The sequence below is a fragment of the Stenotrophomonas sp. KH_052 genome, assembly GCF_057838755.1.
In genome coordinates, this window is sequence record NZ_CM174475.1 from 2,909,099 (window position 1) to 2,925,088 (window position 15,990).

Here is a 15,990-nt window from a genome sequence, read left to right on the forward strand (position 1 = left end):
GCGTCATGCATTGGGCCTGCCTGTTGTTGCCGCAGCTGGCACTGGACAGCGTGCTGCGCCTGCAGCCGGACCCGCAGCGGCCACTGGTGCTGCTGCAGGGGCCGGCGCAGCGTCGCGTGCTGCGAGCGGTCAGCCCGTCGGCACGCGCAGCGGGACTGCGCCCGGGCATGCTGCTGTCGGCCGCACAGGTGCTGGTGCAGGACATGTACCTGCACGACTACGACCCGAACGCCGAACAGCACACCCGGCAGCTGCTGGCCAGTTGGGCCTACGCCTACAGCTCGCAGGTCAGCCTCGATTTTCCGCACGCGCTGGTCATGGAGATCGGCGCCAGTCGCGCCCTGTTCGGTGACTGGCTGACGATCGAAAAGCGCCTGCGCGGCGAACTGCATGAGCTTGGTTTCCGCCACCGCCTGGTGGCCGCACCCACCGCGCATGCCGCGCGCGTGCTGGCCAACGTCCACGACGGCCTCGGCATCGATGCGCAGCAGCTGCCAGCGGCACTGGCGCAGCTGCCGTTGCCGCGTTGCGGCCTGCCCAGCGAAGCGGTGACCGTGCTCGGTCGTTCCGGTCTGCGCACGCTGGGTGCGGTGCTCGAACTGCCGCGCGACAGCCTGGCCCGGCGCTTCGCCCCCGAGGTGCTGCAGCAGCTGGACGCATTGCGTGGCCTGCCCACCGCGCCACTGCGTTACTACCAGCCACCGGACCGTTTCGATGCGCGCATCGAATTCGAATACGAGATCGAATCCAGCCAGGCCCTGCTGTTCCCGCTGCGTCGCCTGCTGCTGGACCTGGCCGCGTTCCTGTGTTCGCGCGATGGCGGCGTGCAGCGCTTCGACCTGCATTTCGAGCACGACCTGCTGCCGGCCAGCGTGCTGACCATCGGCCTGCTGGCACCCGAACGCGATCCCACGCTGCTGTTCGAGATCGCACGCAACCGCATGGAAGCCTTCGCCCTGCCGGCCGGCAGCCGCGCACTGCGCCTGCAGGCCGAGCAACTGCCACCGTTCGTGCCCGCAGCGCGTGACCTGTTCGATACCCGGCCGGCGCAGGCGATGCCTTGGAACCAGCTGCGCGAGCGCCTGCGCGCTCGGCTCGGCGATGACGCCGTGCAGCCGCTGGCGGTGCAGGCCGACCACCGCCCCGAGCGCGCCAGCGGCACCCAGCCTGCGGCCAAGCCACCGGCATACTGGCCACTGCGCCCCGGTTGGCTGCTGGATACCCCACAACCGCTGCGTGATCCGCGCCTGCGCATCGTCACCGGGCCGGAGCGGATCGAATCGGGCTGGTGGGACCAGGCCGATGCGCGCCGCGATTACTACGTGGTGGAAACCGCGCATGGCCAGCGCGGCTGGGCTTTCCGTGACCGCAATGATCCGCATGCGCCGTGGATGCTGCACGGCTGGTTCGGCTGAGCCGTCATGTACAACGAACTGCCCGGCTACGCCGAACTGCACTGCCTGTCGGCCTTCAGTTTCCAGCGTGGCGCCTCGATCGCCGAAGAACTGTTCGCGCGCGCCGCTGGCCAGGGCTACCGCGCGTTGGCGATCACCGACGAATGCTCGCTGGCCGGCATCGTGCGCGCCTGGCAGGCGGCGAAGACGCATGGCGTGGCGCTGATCGTCGGCGCCGAATTCCAGGTCGAGGACGGGCCGAAGCTGGCCCTGCTGTGCACCGACCAGGCCGCCTACGCCGGCTTGTGCCAGTTGATCACCACCTGCCGGCGGCGCGCGGCCAAGGGCGAATACCGCTGCCTGCGCGAGGACCTGCTCGGCCTGCCCGACGGCCTGCTGTGCCTGTGGCTGGACCGGCAACCGGCCGCCATCGATCTGGAACTGTTGCGCGCCGGCTTCGATGATCGGCTGTGGTTGGCGGTGGAACTGCACCACGAACACGACGACGCACGCCGCCTGCAACAGCTGCAGGCCTTCGGCGAACGCCACCGCCTGCCGCTGGTGGCCAGTGGTGATGTGCACATGCACGTGCGCCGCCGCCGCGCCCTGCAGGACACCCTGACCGCGATCCGCCACCGCTGCAGCGTGGCCGAGGCCGGCTGGCGCCTGTTTCCCAACGGCGAGCGCCACCTGCGCCCGCGTACCGCACTGGCCCAGCTGTATCCGTCCGAACTGCTGGCCGAGACCCTGCGCATCGCCGAGCGCTGCCACTTCACCCTGGAGCAGCTGCAGTACACCTATCCGCGCGAGCTGGTGCCCGAGGGCCACGACCCGGACAGCTGGCTGCGCGTACTGGTCGAGCGCGGCATCCCGTGGCGCTGGAAAGGCGGCATCGAACCGGCACAACGCAAACAGATCGAGCACGAACTGGCATTGATCCGGGAAAAAAACTACGCCTCCTACTTCCTCACTGTGCAGGACATCGTGCGCTTCGCGCGCAGCCAGGACATCCTCTGCCAGGGCCGCGGCTCGGCGGCCAACTCTGCGGTGTGCTTCGTGCTGGGCGTGACCGAGATCGACCCGGCGCGCAGCAACCTGCTGTTCGAGCGCTTCATCTCCGCTGAGCGCGATGAACCACCGGATATCGACATCGACTTCGAGCACGAGCGCCGCGAGGAAGTACTGCAGTACGTGTTCAAGCGCTATGGCCGCGAACGCGCTGCGTTGACTGCGGTGGCCATCAGCTACCGTGGCCGCAGCGCGATCCGCGACGTGGCCCGTGCGCTTGGCCTGCCGATGGACCAGGTCAACGAACTGGGCGCGGCGATGGACCACTGGGGCGGCCATGTGCCGCTGCCGGAGACCCTGCGCGAGCGCGGCTTCGATCCGGAAACACCGCTGATGCGGCGGTTGCTGGCGCTGACCGCCGAGCTGATCGACTTCCCGCGCCACCTGTCGCAGCACCCGGGCGGCTTCGTGATTTCCGAGCATCCGCTGTCGACCCTGGTGCCGGTGGAGAACGCGGCGATGGCCGACCGCACCGTCATCCAGTGGGACAAGGACGATCTGGATGCCACTGGCCTGATGAAGGTCGACTGCCTGGCGCTGGGCATGCTCACCGCCATCCGCAAATGCCTGGCGATGCTGCAGCAGCATGGCCTGCACAGCGGGCGCATGGATGCGATCGAGGATGACGACAAGCCCACCTACGACATGATCTGCGCCGCCGACACCATCGGCGTGTTCCAGATCGAGTCGCGCGCGCAGATGGCGATGCTGCCACGCCTGCAGCCACGCGAGTTCTATGACCTGGTGATCGAGGTGGCGATCGTGCGCCCCGGCCCGATCCAGGGTGACATGGTCCATCCTTACCTTGAGCGGCGGCGGATCCTGCGTGAACAGGGACCGGACGCGTTGAACGACCCGGACAACCCGCTCTACCCGCCACAGCTGAAGCGCGTGTTCGCGCGCACCCTCGGCGTGCCGCTGTTCCAGGAACAGGTGATGCAGCTGGCGGTGGATGCGGCCGGCTATACCCCGGGCGAGGCCGATGCCCTGCGCCGCTCGATGGCCGCATGGAAACGCCGTGGCGGGCTTGAACCGCATCGCGAGAAGCTGCTGGCCGGTATGCTGAAGAACAACTTCAGCCGCGAATACGGCGAGCACCTGTTCGAGCAGATCAAGGGATTCGGCGATTACGGTTTCCCGGAAAGCCACGCCGCCAGTTTCGCCCTGCTGACCTATGCCAGCTGCTGGCTGAAGTGCCATTATCCGGCCGCGTTCACCGCCAGCCTGATCAACAGCCAGCCATTGGGTTTCTACAGCCCCGACCAGCTGCTGCAGGATGCGCGCCGGCATGGCATCCGCGTGCTGCCGGTGGACGTGCGCCACAGCGACTGGGACTGCACGCTGGATTTCAGCAAGGGCGCGGCGGCGATCCGGCTCGGCCTGCGCCTGGTCGATGGCTGCAACGAACCCGCCGTGCAGGCCATCATGCGTGAACGTGCGCGGCGCCCGTTCGACGATGTGGGTGACCTGTGCCAGCGCACCGCACTGGACCGCCGCCAGCAGGGCCTGCTGGCCGATGCCGGGGCGCTGCGTGGGCTGAGCGGCCATCGCCATCGTGCGCGCTGGGATATCTCCGGCGTGGAAAACCGGCTGCCGCTGTTCGACCAGGCCCGCGCCACCGCCGAAGCCCGCGTGCCGCTGCCGCTGCCCAGTGCCTGGGAAGACATGCAGGCCGATTACCGCAGCACCGGCACCACGCTGGGCCGCCATCCGATCTCGTTCCTGCGCGCGCAACTGCGTAGCCGTGGCTGCCTGGATGCCGCACAACTGGCTGCCCACGGCCATGGCCGGCGCGTGCGCATCGCCGGCCTGGTGCGCATGCGCCAGCGCCCGCAGACCGCCAGTGGCGTCACCTTCCTCACCCTTGAAGACGAGACCGGCATGGTCAACGCCGTGGTCTGGCGGCACCTGGCTGATCGCCAGCACCGGGTACTGGTCGATACCCAGCTGATGCAGATCGATGGCCGCCTGGAACGCGTTGATGGCGTGCAGCACGTCATCGTGCAGCGCATGCACTGCCTGGATGAACTGCTGCAGGGACTGCGCAGCCACAGTCGCGATTTCCACTGACGATACACAACGTCACACAACGAACTGGCCATTGCCGGTCCGCATCCGCTATCGTCGGCACATCCAAGGAAGGACGACCCGATGTCCCGTGCGCTGCTGCTGACCACCCTGGTTGTCTCGACCCTCGCCCTGCTTGTTTCCGGCTGGACCGCCTGGAACCTGCATCGCAGCCAATCGCCACAGCGCATCATCGAGGCACGCGGGCTGATCATCCACGATGCAAGCGGCCAGCCGCGGGTGATCCTCGGCGCACCGGTTCCCGATCCGCTCAGCCAGGGCCGTACCCAGGGGCCGCGCGCCACCGCCCTGTCCGGCCTGATCCTGCTCGGCCCCGACGGCTCCGAACGCGGCGGCTACGGCACCAGCGACCGCGGCGGCGAAGCCCTGCTCACCCTGGACGATGCCACCGGCACCACCGAAGTATTCAAGGTCGTCGCCAATCCGGACCGTGGCGCCAGCCTGATGGTCAAGCACCAGAACAACACCGGCGCCATGCTCACCTCCTGGCAGGGCAAGCCGGAGCTGATGTTCGTCGATGACAGCGGCCAGTCCTACTACGTGCGCCCCGGCGCCAACGCCGCACCCTGATCTGCTTCTGTAGCGTCGAGCCATGCTCGACTGCTTCTACACAACAGCAGCCGAGCATGGCTCGGCTCTACAAAGGCGAAGCAAAGTCGAGCAAGCTCGACTCTACAGACCGCACACCGCCGCCAGATCATCGGCCAGCTGCCGCAGCTGCGCCGATCCCAGCGCCGCACACGTAATGCGCAGGCCATGTCCCGGCGCTGCCACCGCGAACACTTCGCCTGCGCGCACATGCCATCCGCGCGAAGCCAGTGCCAGCACCTGCGGATGGCTGTCGGTTGGCAACGGCAGCCACAGGTTCAATCCTTCCATCGGCTGCGGTGTCGGTACGCCACGCGCACGCAGCAGTTCCTGCAGCGACTGCAACCGCTGCTGGTAGCGCTCACCTGCCGAGGCGATCTTCGCCCGCTGCGTTGCCGACGCCAACACCGAAGTCGCTGCATCCTGCAGCAGGTGGCTGACCCAGCCGGTGCCGGACGCCAATCGCAGCCGCAACCGCGATGCGGTCTCCTCATCGCAGGCCAGCCAGGCCAGCCGCAGGTCCGGACCCAGCGGCTTGGACAACGAACGCAGCAGCGCCCAGCGCCGGCCATCCAGCGGCAGTACCGAGTGATAGGCCTGCTGCGAGAGCAGCGCATAGTGATCATCGATCAGCACCGCCACCTGCGGGTAGGCCGCCAGCAACTGCCGCAACGCCCGTGCCCGTTTCGCTTCCAGGCTGGCCCCGGTCGGGTTGTGCGCGCGCGGCGTCAGCAGCACCGCCCGTGCGCCGGCCTCCAATGCCGCACGCAGCGAATCGACCTGCATGCCATGCGCATCCACCGCCACCGGCAACGGCGCGTGACCCACGGCGTTGAGCACGTTGAGGCTGCCGAGGAAACACGGATCCTCCACCGCGATGCGATCACCCGGCAACAGCCACGCCGCCAGCAGGCGTTCGATGCCATCGACCGCGCCATGGGTCAGCTCCAGCGCATAGCCCTCGGGGCAGTCCGCATCCAGCGAGGCCCGTGCCAGCGCCTGCAATCTCGGGTCGACCGTGCCCACGCCATACAGCCGTGGTGCGGCCGGCGCCAGGCGCAGGTTCGGCAGCAGGCGCGGATCCGGATTGCCACCGGCCAGGTCCTGCAGCGCCAGCCCCGGCGTACTGCCCTCCCGCGCCAGCGTCGGCGGCAGCCCACGTACCACCGTGCCGCGACGGCCAGCGGTACTGGCCAGGCCCGCCGCGTCCAGGCGCTTGTAAGCAGCAGCCACGGTGTTGCGGTTCACCCCCAGCTGCTCGGCCAGCTCACGCACCGGCGGCAGCACACTACCAGCCGGCAGGCGGCCCTTGCCGATGCCATCTCGGATGCTGTCGAAGATCGACTCGGCGCTATGCCCGGTGATTTTCATTTTGTCCTATGCCAAAATATATCTTGTCCTGTGCCAGTGTATCCCACCCTGGCCACCCTGCATTGGAGGTGCCCGCATGCCCCTTGCCGCTGCCGACTGGCCCGTCGCCCAGTCCGTTGAACAGATCGCCGCCAACCTGGTCACGGTGCGCCAACGCATCGCCGATGCCTGCGCCCGCGTCGGCCGGGACCCGGCCAGCGTGCGCCTGCTGCCGGTCAGCAAGACCGTCGATGACGCCCGTATCCGCATGGCGGTGGCCGCCGGCTGCCAGGAACTGGGCGAGAACAAGGTGCAGGAAGCACAGCGCAAGGCCGAAACGATGGCCGACCTGGGCGTGCACTGGTCGGTGATCGGCCATCTGCAGACCAACAAGGCGCGCTACGTGGCGCGCTTTGCCAGCGAGTTCCAGGCGCTGGACAGCCTGCGCGTGGCCGAGGCCCTGCAGCAGCGCCTGCAGCTGGAAGACCGCACGCTGGATGTGTTCGTGCAGGTCAACACCTCGGCCGAGCCAAGCAAGTACGGACTGGAACCCGACGCGGTCGAGGCCTTCGTGCAGCAGCTGCCGGCCTTCGATCGCCTGCGCGTGCGCGGCCTGATGACCCTGGCCATGTTCACCCCCGACGTCGAGCGCGTGCGCGCCTGCTTCGTGCGCCTGCGCGAACTGCGCGACAAGCTGCAACGCACCGCCCCGCCTGGTCTCGACCTGTCGCAGCTGTCGATGGGCATGTCCGGCGATTTCGAAGTCGCCATCGAGGAAGGAGCCACCGTGGTTCGTGTCGGCCAAGCCATCTTCGGCGCCCGCGCCACCCCGGACAGCCTCTACTGGCCGAACAGCGGAGCCCTGGCATGAAGCACGCAGTCGTTCTGCAACACGTCGCCTTCGAAGACCTCGGCACCCTGCAGCCTCTGCTGTTGGCACAAGGCTGGCAGCTGCAGGTGCTGCAGGCCGGTATCGATGCGCTCGATCCGGTCGACTCTGCCGAGCTGCTGGTAGTGCTTGGTGGGCCGATCAGTGTCAACGATGCGGATACCTATCCGTTCCTGGCCGAGAGCATCACCTTGCTGCAGCGTCGCCTGCAGCAGCAGCGGCCGACCCTGGGCATCTGCCTCGGCGCACAGTTGATGGCCCGCGCGCTCGGTGCCAGCGTCGCTCCCAGCGGTGGCAAGGAGATTGGTTTTGCACCACTGCTGCTGACCGATGAAGGCCAGCGCTCACCACTGCAGGCACTGCAGGGCATTCCGGTACTGCATTGGCATGGCGAGACGTTCGAACTACCAGCGGGTGCACGCCGCTTGGCCAGCACGCCGGCCTGCCGCCACCAGGCCTTCGCCATCGGCAACCACGCGCTGGCCCTGCAATGCCATCCGGAACTGGACGCGCGCCAGTTCGAGCGCTGGCTGATCGGCCACACCCTGGAGCTGGCCCAGGCCGGCATCGATCCGAATGATCTGCGCGCGCAGGCACGCCGCTACGGCGCACCACTGGCCGCTGCCGCCACCGCGATGTTCGACCATTGGCTGCAGGACCTACCGGAGATGCCGCGATGAACTACCGATTGCAGATCCACCGCGATGGCGTCTATTGGGGCCACTTCGACTGCAGCGGTCCCGATGCCCTGCGGCGCATGGACAACATCGCCGCGCAGCTGCCTGCCGATCAGGGCTTCCAGTTGCAGCGGCAGAAAGGTGTCGGCGAAGAACGCATCCTGTCCAGCAATGCCGATGGCCTGCGCGTGCTGGCTTCGCAGATCCAGTACTGCGACATCTGACGATCGTCACGGTAGTGCCGGCCGCTGGCCGGCATTCGAATCTGCCGGCCAGCGGCCGGCACTACCCGATAGCATCCCGTCATGCCACTCTTCCGCGATGTTGACCCTGCAACGCGGCAGCCACCACGGGCTACTCATCGCCCCGCGCTGGCCCTCCACCCGCATCCAGATTGAAGCGCACGTGCTGCAGCGCCTGCTCGATGCCCAAGCGCTGCTACCTGCCGAACTGCGCCTGCTGCTCACCCGCGGCTTCGAACCCTGCCACAGCCACCTCGGCGGCTTCCGCCGCGCGGTGCGACGGCTCGGCATTGCCCTCTTCCGCACCTGCTACCCGCGGCGCCACGATGAAGTCGACGCCATCTTCGGCGCCAACGGCCACGACATCGATGGCCGCCATGTCGATGTCTCACTGGTACTGCACGGCAAGCGGCTGCGGCTGCTGCCCCTGGGCGTGTTCACCCCGCCGCGCTGGCAGCACCGCCGCGTCGCCCAGTATGCCGAGCCGGTCACGCGGGTGAAGCGCAGCCTGCAGCACTGCGGATTCGTGCTGCATCACAACCCGACCGAATCGTTGCAGATCCACTGCGATTACCCACCACGGTAACCCCACGGGCGGCCGTGCGTCGTTCACCGCCCGCACTCGCTGATGCAAATGATTCTCTTTTGCTGTAAGGTGCAGCCGCTGCCCTTGCCGCCGCGGGCTGTTCCCTTTCCCAGTTGTCGCCCGCCCCGTGTCCACGCCTGTCGAACCGACGGATGTCGCGCATCTGTGCGCGGCCCATTACCGGCCGCTGCACGCCCATGTCCGCCGCAAACTCCCGCAACGCAGCGACGCCGATGACGTCGTCCAGGAAACCTGGCTGCGTGTCGTCAAGGTCGCCACCAGCGGCCTGCTGAACAATGGCCGCGCCTATCTGTACCGCGTTGCCCACAACCTGATCGCCGACCACTACCGGCAACGCCAGCGCCGTCGCGAAGAGGCGTTGGATGACGCGCAGCTGCACGCCATCGCCGATCCTGCACCGCTGCCGGAGCAACGCCTGCTCGACGCCGAACAGCTGCGCCATCTCGATGCAATCATCGCCGCACTGCCGCCGCGATCACGCCAGGTGTTCCTGCTGGCCCGGGTGGAGCAGATGGCACTGGCCGAGATCGGCCGCCAGCTCGGCATCAGCCGGCAGACCGCGCATGGCCATCTGCTGCGTGCTCTGGTCGCCCTGCAGCAGGTACCGGGCGCATGAGCCAGGACGCGATCGCGCGCGAAGCCGCACGCTGGTGGCTGGATGGGCACGACGGTGGCCGCGACGAGAACGCATTCGAGCAGTGGTTCCAGGCCGATCCGCGCCATGCCGCGCAGTACCAGCACCTGCAGCAGCTGTGGCAGGCCGGTGCAGCGTTGCCCAGCCTGCAGCGGCAGCAGCAACGCAGGCAACGCCGCCGCCTGCGCGAGGCCGGCATTGCAGTGCTGCTGCTGTGTGCACTCGGCCTGTACAGCCGCCACGCCTCGCCGCCTGCCGCGCAGGTACTGCGCACTGCCGCCGGCGAGATCCGTGATGAAGCCCTGCCGGACGGCTCGCATGTGCTGTTGTCGCCGGGCAGCGAAGTGCATGTGCGCGTCGACGCACAGCGCCGCCAGCTGCAGCTGCAGCGAGGGCAAGCCTGGTTCAAGGTCGCCGCCGATGCCGACCGGCCATTCCAGGTACACACCCCACAGGGCACCGTCACCGCACTGGGAACCGCATTTGATCTGGCCGTGCAGGGCGACAGCAGCGTGGTCACGGTCACCGAACACAGCGTCCGCGTGGAAAGCGGCGCCAGCAGCGTGCAGGCCAGCGAGGGCCAGCAGCTTCGCTTCAATGGAAACACGCCGGCGATCGCGACAGAGGCAGACAGCAGTGTCCTGGCCTGGCGCGAACGGCGCCTGCACTGGGTGTCGGCCCCCCTGGCTGAAGTCACCAGGGGCCTGGACCGTTGGCATGGCGGGCACACGTGGGTCGTCGGCGAGCGCCTGCGCCAGCAGCCGGTCACCCTGCTCGGCAGTGCCGACGGTGCGGCCAGCAACCGCGACCAGCTGGCCACGCAGCTGCATGTGCGCGTGCTGCGTCTCGGCGCGGGCATGCAGCTGTGGTTGCCGCCACGCGGGGAACAGCACGATGCACCCTGACATCGGCCCTGCCACTGCGTCTACCCAGGATGACGACGCTCTGCGTCACCTCCTGGAGCCCCCGATGCTGTGCCACCGCCCCCTTGTCCTCGCCCTGTCGCTGGCCTGTGCCAGCGCGATTCCACTGCTGCCTGCCAGCGCCCAGGCGCAGGCTGCCAGCCGCCACTACGATCTGCCCGCACAGCCGCTGGCGGCCGCGCTGGATGCCTACAGCCGCCTGAGCGGCGTCGATCTGGTGATCGGCGCGGCGCTGCCCGCCGGCCACGCTGCCCCTGCCCTGCGTGGTGATTTCGACGACGCCCAGGCGTTGTCCCGTCTGCTTGCAGGCAGCGGCCTGCGCCCGCGCTTCATTGATGCACGCCGCGCCACCCTGGAACCGGCGCCCGCCGAACCGGGTGATGGCAGCCGTCGCACCGGGCCGCTGCGGGTGCAGGGCGATACCGCGCACGGCCATGCACCGGGCACCGGCGCCAGCCAGTACGTACCGGCCACCCGTGATGGCTTCGCGCCCACGGTCGGCAGCGAGCGCGTGGCGATGGCCGAACGCCAGGAAGGCAACAGCCTGCTGCGTTCGATGCCCGGCACCCACAGCTTCCATTCGCGCAGCCAACCTGGCCTGCAGGTCAACATCCGCGGCATGACCGGTGCCGGCCGGGTCAACACCATGATCGACGGTGTCACCCAGACCTTCCGCAACAATGCCGGGCATGGCTCGGGCGGTCCGTTCGCCTATGTCGATCCCTTCCTGCTGGCCGGTGTGGACGTGCAGCGCGGCGCGGTCGCCGGCGGAGATGGCGCCGGTACGCTGGCCGGCAGTGCCAATTTCCGCACGCTGGATATCGACGATCTGCTCGGTGAGGGGCGCGACTGGGGCCTGCGTGCGGGCTACCGCCACGGCAACAACGGCTACGGCAGTGGCCGTACCTTCGCCGGTGCCTGGCGCCACAGCGAAGAGGGTGGGGACCGCCAGTTCGGCCTGCTGGCCGCCGCCAGCAGCAGCCGCAGCAGCGAATACGCCACCGCACGCGGGCAGAAGAACAACGCCGACCCGGGCAGCCAGCAGCCCAGCAGCTGGCTGTTGAAAGCGCGCCTGCAGCCCAGCGACCAGCATCGGCTGGACCTGAGCCACATGCGTTACGAAAACGACTTCTACCACAACTACCCGTGGCAGATTTCCGCGCGCAACCAGCGCGCCAGTTACCACTACACGCCCTATTCGCCGTGGATCGACCTGCGTGCGACCTTCGCCAGCAACAAGACCCGGCTGTTCTACCCGCCGGTGGAGGACTCCAGCTACATCGGCCGCCGCACCCACAGCAGCCTGAGCAGCTGGACCGTGGACAACACCAGCCGCTTCGACATCGGTGCACTGCAGGCGCGCTGGAACACCGGCATCAAGCACCAATCGGACATCTATGTGGCCGATACGCCCATCCTGCGCGGTGCCAACCCGCAGGGTCGCAGCCAGCTGGACAGTGTGTTCAGCACGCTGGAGCTGCAGTACGACATCTATGCCCTGACCGCAGGACTGCGCCAGGACCGCTTCGGCATCCGTGGTCACATCCCGGCGTGCTCGGATGTGCCCGGCCAGTGCGCGGAGATCAATGGCGGCGACATCGACGTGCGTCGCACAGAGCGCGCACTCAGCCCGAGCCTGGCGGTTTCACTGCAGGCCACCGACTGGCTGCAGCTGTTCGCCGAGGTCTCGCGCACGTCGCGGCCGCCGCGCGTGCAGGAAATGTTCTTCGAGAAGATCCCGCTGGAGGACGCCAGCGTCGCCGACGGCATCGGCGCCAATCCGTTCCTGCGCCGCGAGCGCTCGCGCAACCTGCAGTTCGGCGCCAACCTCAGCACCGACTCGCTGCTGGTCGACGGTGACCTGGCACAACTGCGGGTCACCCGCTTCGACAACCGCATCCGCGACTACATCAAGCCGCAGTACCTGCTGATCGTGCATCCGCCGGAAGTGGAACCGTTCGTGGTGCCGATCGACAGCGATCCGCAGCTCAATGCCTGGACCGATGTGCTGGACGCCGACGACTTCAGCGCCACCACGCGCTGGATGAACCACCCCGGCGTGGTGCGCATGCGCGGCATCGAACTGGAAGCCCATTACGCCAGCGAGCACTACCACGCCACGCTGAGCTGGACCCGCTCGCGCACCAGTGCGCCGGCCATCGAGTTCGTCAACCTGGAAGACATCACTGCCCTGCCCGACCGCTACTGGACGCTGGACGTGGGCGGCCGCTGGTGGCAGCAGCGTGTGCAGGCCGGCCTGCGCGCCGAGTACTCCGGCCCGACCGAGGAAGGCTACGACTTCTTCCAGACCCGCAAGACCGGCGGCACCGGCGTGCTGCTGGACTTCTACGCCAGCTTCAAGCCCCAGGCCAACACCACCCTGTGGCTGAACATCGAAAACCTGCAGAACAAGGCCTACGACAACAATGCCTCGATCGACAGCATCTTCAGCCCGATCCTGGACCGCGGCAACGGCCGTGGCCGTACCGTCTCGATGGGCGTCAATGTGGCGTTCTAGCCGTCGCTGGCTGCCGCTGTACCTGCTCGCGCTCGCGTCGATGGCCAGCGCGCAGCCGATGCCCGGCACGGTGCTGGACCTCGCCAGCGGCCAGACCCTGGACGAAGCTGCGTTCGTGAAGCGCGCAGCGAACGCCCCGCGACTGCTGCTGGGCGAACGCCACGACCTGGCCGGTGACCACGCTGCCCAGCGCTGGCTGCTGCACGCGCTGCAGCAGCAGCGTCCACAAGGCGCGCTGGTGCTGGAGATGATTGCCAGCGAACGCCAGCCGCGCCTGCAGCGGGTGCAGCGCTGGCTGGCCAAGGGCAACCATGCCGACGGTGCACGCCTGCAGGAGCTGCTGGGCTGGGATACACGATGGCCGTGGACCGCCTACGGCGGGCTGGTGCAGGACGCCACCGCTGCCGGCATCCCCTTGTTCGGCGGCAATCTCGCGCGCGTCGAGGTCAACGCCCACCTGGCGTCCGCTGATGCGGTGCGGTTCCCGCTGGCCGCCGCCCGCCAACGCCTGTCGGATGTGGTACTGGCCCAGCACGCAGACGCGGCACCGATGCTGGAAGGGATGCTGGCCGTGCAACAGGCCCGCGACACGCGCATGGCACAGGTGCTGACCGCAGCCCCCGCACCCGCGCTGCTGGTAGCCGGTCGCTGGCATGTGCTGCGCGGCACCGGGGTGCCGGGCTACCTGTCACCGGATACGCCTGCGCTGGTGATCGCATTGGCCTCGCCGGGTGAAACCGTCGGTGCTGCTGATGCCGATCTGCTGTGGGTGCTGGACGATGAGTGAGCGCGGCCAACACTGGCAGGCGATCGTGATCACCGTCGTCCTGCACCTGCTGCCCCTGCTGCTGTTGGTGCACTGGGTTGCAATGCCGCCGATGCTGCCACCGCCGGAGCAGGACGTGCGCATCAGCCTGCGCCTGCTGGCACCGGCCACGCCGCCACAGCCCGTAGAGGAGCGCCAGGCCGATACCCCCAGCCAGGCGCAGCAGGCGCGTGCATCGCAACCGACCAAGTCGCCGCCACCACCGAAGCCTACCGCCGCGCGCGAGGGCGAGTTGGCCGCCAGCGAAACGGGCGGGACGGGTCGAAAGCCGCTGCCGGTCGCCCCGCCTGCGGCCGCGACCGATGCAAGTCCCGCACCGGCATCGATCACGGCCGCGCCGCCCGCTCCAGACGCGCCACCGGCGGACTTCCAGGCCGGCGCCGCCAGCGACCAGTGGGAAGCCCGCCTGATGGCACGGCTGGAGCGTTACCGCTATTACCCTGCCGCCGCGCGCTCGCGCCGGCAGCAGGGCACTGCCTGGGTCAGGGCCAGCATCGACCGCGAAGGTCGCCTGCTGGCGCTGCGGCTGGAGCAGTCCAGTGGCCAGCCGATGCTCGATGACGCTGCGCTGCAGACCTTCCGTCGCGCGCAGCCGCTGCCGCCCATTCCCGATGAACTGAAGGCACCGCAGGAACTGGTGGTGCCGGTGGAGTACTACCTGCGCTAGGCGGCGTAGGCCTCCGCCTCGATCTCGAACAACATGCCGTCCAACGCCAGTCGCGGCACCGGGATCAGCGTGCAGGTGGGCGCCGCGCGGTTCGGCCAGCGCCGTCGCACCTGGTGGGCAATGATGCCCAGCCGGTCCTCATCGTGGTCGACCACCAGGATGCGCAGCCGCGCCACATCGGCCAGACTTGCCTGCGCCGATCGCAGCGCGGTCTGCAGGTTGTCCAGCGCCTGCCCGACCTGTTCTTCGAAGCTGGGCGAGAGGCGGCCCTGGGCATCTTCGCCGCCCTGCCCTGCGACATGGATCACCCGTGCCGGCAGGCGCACCACCGCCACGTGTGAGTAGCCGTTGGCCGAAGGATCGTAGAGACCCGGTGGATTGAACAGTTCCATCAGGCCATGGCTGAGGTCCGGTGTGGTCAGCAGGTTCATGCCGCGCGCCTCGTGGGGGATGCCGGCAGTCTGTGACCTCAACTCCGGTTGAGGTCAAATGGGTCCTGTGCAACAGAGTAGTCCGCCATGCGCAACGATCACGCGTTCCCGTGGACTCGAGCCTGCTCGACTTCCACCGACCAGAAGCAGTCGAGCAAGCTCGACTCTACAGAAGCGTGGTCACGTCCACGCTGGGTCTGCGGTGAAATCAATGGTCAACCAGAACGTGCTGCCCCGCGCATCCAGCCGTACCGCGATCTCATCGCGCATCGCATCGACCTCGCCCACTGAACCCAGCGGCGTGGCCGGGTCGGCCAGCACGTGGATTTCGATGAAGCGCATCCGCCCCATCTTCGCCACATGGCTGGTGAAACCGGCATAGCCACGCTCGGCGACGAACGCCTGCATCACCCGCTGCACGCGCCGGTCCAGATCATCCGGTGCCACCTGCAGCACTTCGCGCATGGCCTTCCACGCGCTGCGCGCCGGCACCGGCAGCACCGCCAGGCTGATCAACGCCAGCACGATCGAATCCAGGTACGGCACCCAGTGGTGCCACTCGCCACCGTGCAGGACCAGCGCCAACACGAAGGCCAGCACCACCGCCAGGCTCATCAACCCACCCAGCAACCAGCCCCGTACATCCAGCCACAACAGCGCGGAGCGCAGATGCCGCGCCCGCTGCGCGACGAACGCCGCCATCGCCAGGTTGCTGGCGCTCAGCAATGCCGCCCACCACAGCGCGGGCCCGAATTTCACTTCGTGCCCGCCCGTGGTCAAACCGATCACCGCGTTGGCCAGCGCGTACACGCAGGCCAGCGACAGGATCACCCCGCCCAGCGCCTCGACCATCGGCTCCAGGTGCCAGTAGCCGTACTGGAAGCGCGGGCTCTGTTCCCGCGCAACCAGCCGCAGCACCGACAACGACACCAGGGTCATGGCAACGTCGACCAGGCTGTACACGCCGTCGAACAGGATGGCCTGCGATCCCACCAGCAGGCCACCGATGAAGCCGACCGCGCTGACCGCCAGGGTGACCCCGATCGAGAACGTCAGGATGCGTTGCTCGCGCGCGGTATCCATCGTTC

At 68.3% G+C, this 15,990-nt stretch carries 15 protein-coding genes; 12 read left to right on the top strand and 3 right to left on the bottom strand.

Features of this window, described 5'->3' with window-relative positions; genetic code table 11:
* The first annotated feature begins 5 nt into the window (after positions 1 to 5).
* The 3 genes from AC3ITW_RS13385 to AC3ITW_RS13395 all read left to right on the top strand — a co-directional run bounded on the left by AC3ITW_RS13385 (position 6) and on the right by AC3ITW_RS13395 (position 5,120).
* On the top strand, positions 6 to 1,415 hold the full coding sequence (locus tag AC3ITW_RS13385; RefSeq protein ID WP_100434879.1) for a Y-family DNA polymerase: 1,410 nt from the start codon (positions 6 to 8) through the stop codon (positions 1,413 to 1,415).
* 6 nt (positions 1,416 to 1,421) lie between these two features.
* Positions 1,422 to 4,532 (top strand): error-prone DNA polymerase, encoded by a 3,111-nt coding sequence (locus AC3ITW_RS13390; protein ID WP_180889453.1) that lies wholly within the window; start codon positions 1,422 to 1,424, stop codon positions 4,530 to 4,532.
* Positions 4,533 to 4,613: 81 nt separating this feature from the next.
* Positions 4,614 to 5,120, top strand: a complete 507-nt coding sequence (locus AC3ITW_RS13395; RefSeq protein ID WP_012511394.1) for a hypothetical protein — start codon at positions 4,614 to 4,616, stop codon at positions 5,118 to 5,120.
* 102 nt (positions 5,121 to 5,222) lie between these two features.
* Here the strand turns inward: AC3ITW_RS13395 and ptsJ are convergent, their stop codons facing one another.
* A complete protein-coding gene (gene ptsJ / locus AC3ITW_RS13400; RefSeq protein ID WP_489389633.1) occupies positions 5,223 to 6,509 on the bottom strand; it encodes a MocR-like B6 salvage transcription factor PtsJ in 1,287 nt (428 codons plus the stop codon).
* Between the two features lie 76 nt (positions 6,510 to 6,585).
* On the opposite strand from ptsJ, the gene AC3ITW_RS13405 reads away from it, so the two are divergent.
* From AC3ITW_RS13405 to AC3ITW_RS13445, 9 genes are all read left to right on the top strand, one after another.
* Complete coding sequence (locus AC3ITW_RS13405; RefSeq protein ID WP_197582935.1) at positions 6,586 to 7,359, top strand: YggS family pyridoxal phosphate-dependent enzyme; 774 nt, start codon at positions 6,586 to 6,588, stop codon at positions 7,357 to 7,359.
* On the top strand, positions 7,356 to 8,057 hold the full coding sequence (locus AC3ITW_RS13410; protein WP_012511397.1) for a glutamine amidotransferase: 702 nt from the start codon (positions 7,356 to 7,358) through the stop codon (positions 8,055 to 8,057). Before AC3ITW_RS13405 ends, AC3ITW_RS13410 begins: the two co-directional genes overlap by 4 nt.
* Positions 8,054 to 8,278: a hypothetical protein gene (locus tag AC3ITW_RS13415; protein ID WP_012511398.1), complete on the top strand. Its 225-nt coding sequence runs from the start codon at positions 8,054 to 8,056 to the stop codon at positions 8,276 to 8,278. Before AC3ITW_RS13410 ends, AC3ITW_RS13415 begins: the two co-directional genes overlap by 4 nt.
* A 97-nt stretch (positions 8,279 to 8,375) precedes the next feature.
* Positions 8,376 to 8,882: a hypothetical protein gene (locus tag AC3ITW_RS13420; protein ID WP_012511399.1), complete on the top strand. Its 507-nt coding sequence runs from the start codon at positions 8,376 to 8,378 to the stop codon at positions 8,880 to 8,882.
* Between the two features lie 127 nt (positions 8,883 to 9,009).
* Positions 9,010 to 9,519 carry an RNA polymerase sigma factor gene (locus AC3ITW_RS13425; protein ID WP_006373650.1) on the top strand — a complete coding sequence of 170 codons (510 nt, stop codon included), beginning with the start codon at positions 9,010 to 9,012 and terminating at the stop codon, positions 9,517 to 9,519.
* On the top strand, positions 9,516 to 10,442 hold the full coding sequence (locus AC3ITW_RS13430) for a FecR family protein (protein ID WP_006373652.1): 927 nt from the start codon (positions 9,516 to 9,518) through the stop codon (positions 10,440 to 10,442). The genes AC3ITW_RS13425 and AC3ITW_RS13430 overlap by 4 nt, the downstream gene beginning before the upstream one ends.
* Before the next feature lie 64 nt (positions 10,443 to 10,506).
* The gene (locus tag AC3ITW_RS13435; RefSeq protein ID WP_100434882.1) at positions 10,507 to 12,978 is read left to right on the top strand and encodes a TonB-dependent receptor; all 2,472 of its coding nucleotides are present in this window, start codon (positions 10,507 to 10,509) and stop codon (positions 12,976 to 12,978) included.
* Positions 12,965 to 13,765: a ChaN family lipoprotein gene (locus AC3ITW_RS13440; protein ID WP_100434883.1), complete on the top strand. Its 801-nt coding sequence runs from the start codon at positions 12,965 to 12,967 to the stop codon at positions 13,763 to 13,765. Before AC3ITW_RS13435 ends, AC3ITW_RS13440 begins: the two co-directional genes overlap by 14 nt.
* Positions 13,758 to 14,471 carry an energy transducer TonB family protein gene (locus AC3ITW_RS13445; RefSeq protein ID WP_049398426.1) on the top strand — a complete coding sequence of 238 codons (714 nt, stop codon included), beginning with the start codon at positions 13,758 to 13,760 and terminating at the stop codon, positions 14,469 to 14,471. The genes AC3ITW_RS13440 and AC3ITW_RS13445 overlap by 8 nt, the downstream gene beginning before the upstream one ends.
* Here the strand turns inward: AC3ITW_RS13445 and AC3ITW_RS13450 are convergent.
* Positions 14,468 to 14,902 (bottom strand): RidA family protein, encoded by a 435-nt coding sequence (locus AC3ITW_RS13450; protein WP_100434884.1) that lies wholly within the window; start codon positions 14,900 to 14,902, stop codon positions 14,468 to 14,470. The genes AC3ITW_RS13445 and AC3ITW_RS13450 overlap by 4 nt on opposite strands.
* A gap of 180 nt (positions 14,903 to 15,082) precedes the next feature.
* Positions 15,083 to 15,985, bottom strand: a complete 903-nt coding sequence (locus AC3ITW_RS13455; RefSeq protein WP_006373742.1) for a cation diffusion facilitator family transporter — start codon at positions 15,983 to 15,985, stop codon at positions 15,083 to 15,085.
* Between the last annotated feature and the right edge of the window lie 5 nt (positions 15,986 to 15,990).

Bases quoted from the DNA above. Each gene is read 5' to 3' on its own strand.
- AC3ITW_RS13385 (WP_100434879.1), top strand. From the start codon at position 6: ATGCATTGGGCCTGCCTGTTGTTGCCGCAGCTGGCACTGGACAGCGTG.
- AC3ITW_RS13390 (WP_180889453.1), top strand. From the start codon at position 1,422: ATGTACAACGAACTGCCCGGCTACGCCGAACTGCACTGCCTGTCGGCC.
- AC3ITW_RS13395 (WP_012511394.1), top strand. From the start codon at position 4,614: ATGTCCCGTGCGCTGCTGCTGACCACCCTGGTTGTCTCGACCCTCGCC.
- ptsJ (WP_489389633.1), bottom strand. From the start codon at position 6,509: ATGAAAATCACCGGGCATAGCGCCGAGTCGATCTTCGACAGCATCCGA.
- AC3ITW_RS13405 (WP_197582935.1), top strand. From the start codon at position 6,586: ATGCCCCTTGCCGCTGCCGACTGGCCCGTCGCCCAGTCCGTTGAACAG.
- AC3ITW_RS13410 (WP_012511397.1), top strand. From the start codon at position 7,356: ATGAAGCACGCAGTCGTTCTGCAACACGTCGCCTTCGAAGACCTCGGC.
- AC3ITW_RS13415 (WP_012511398.1), top strand. From the start codon at position 8,054: ATGAACTACCGATTGCAGATCCACCGCGATGGCGTCTATTGGGGCCAC.
- AC3ITW_RS13420 (WP_012511399.1), top strand. From the start codon at position 8,376: ATGTTGACCCTGCAACGCGGCAGCCACCACGGGCTACTCATCGCCCCG.
- AC3ITW_RS13430 (WP_006373652.1), top strand. From the start codon at position 9,516: ATGAGCCAGGACGCGATCGCGCGCGAAGCCGCACGCTGGTGGCTGGAT.
- AC3ITW_RS13435 (WP_100434882.1), top strand. From the start codon at position 10,507: ATGCTGTGCCACCGCCCCCTTGTCCTCGCCCTGTCGCTGGCCTGTGCC.
- AC3ITW_RS13440 (WP_100434883.1), top strand. From the start codon at position 12,965: ATGTGGCGTTCTAGCCGTCGCTGGCTGCCGCTGTACCTGCTCGCGCTC.
- AC3ITW_RS13445 (WP_049398426.1), top strand. From the start codon at position 13,758: ATGAGTGAGCGCGGCCAACACTGGCAGGCGATCGTGATCACCGTCGTC.
- AC3ITW_RS13450 (WP_100434884.1), bottom strand. From the start codon at position 14,902: ATGAACCTGCTGACCACACCGGACCTCAGCCATGGCCTGATGGAACTG.
- AC3ITW_RS13455 (WP_006373742.1), bottom strand. From the start codon at position 15,985: ATGGATACCGCGCGCGAGCAACGCATCCTGACGTTCTCGATCGGGGTC.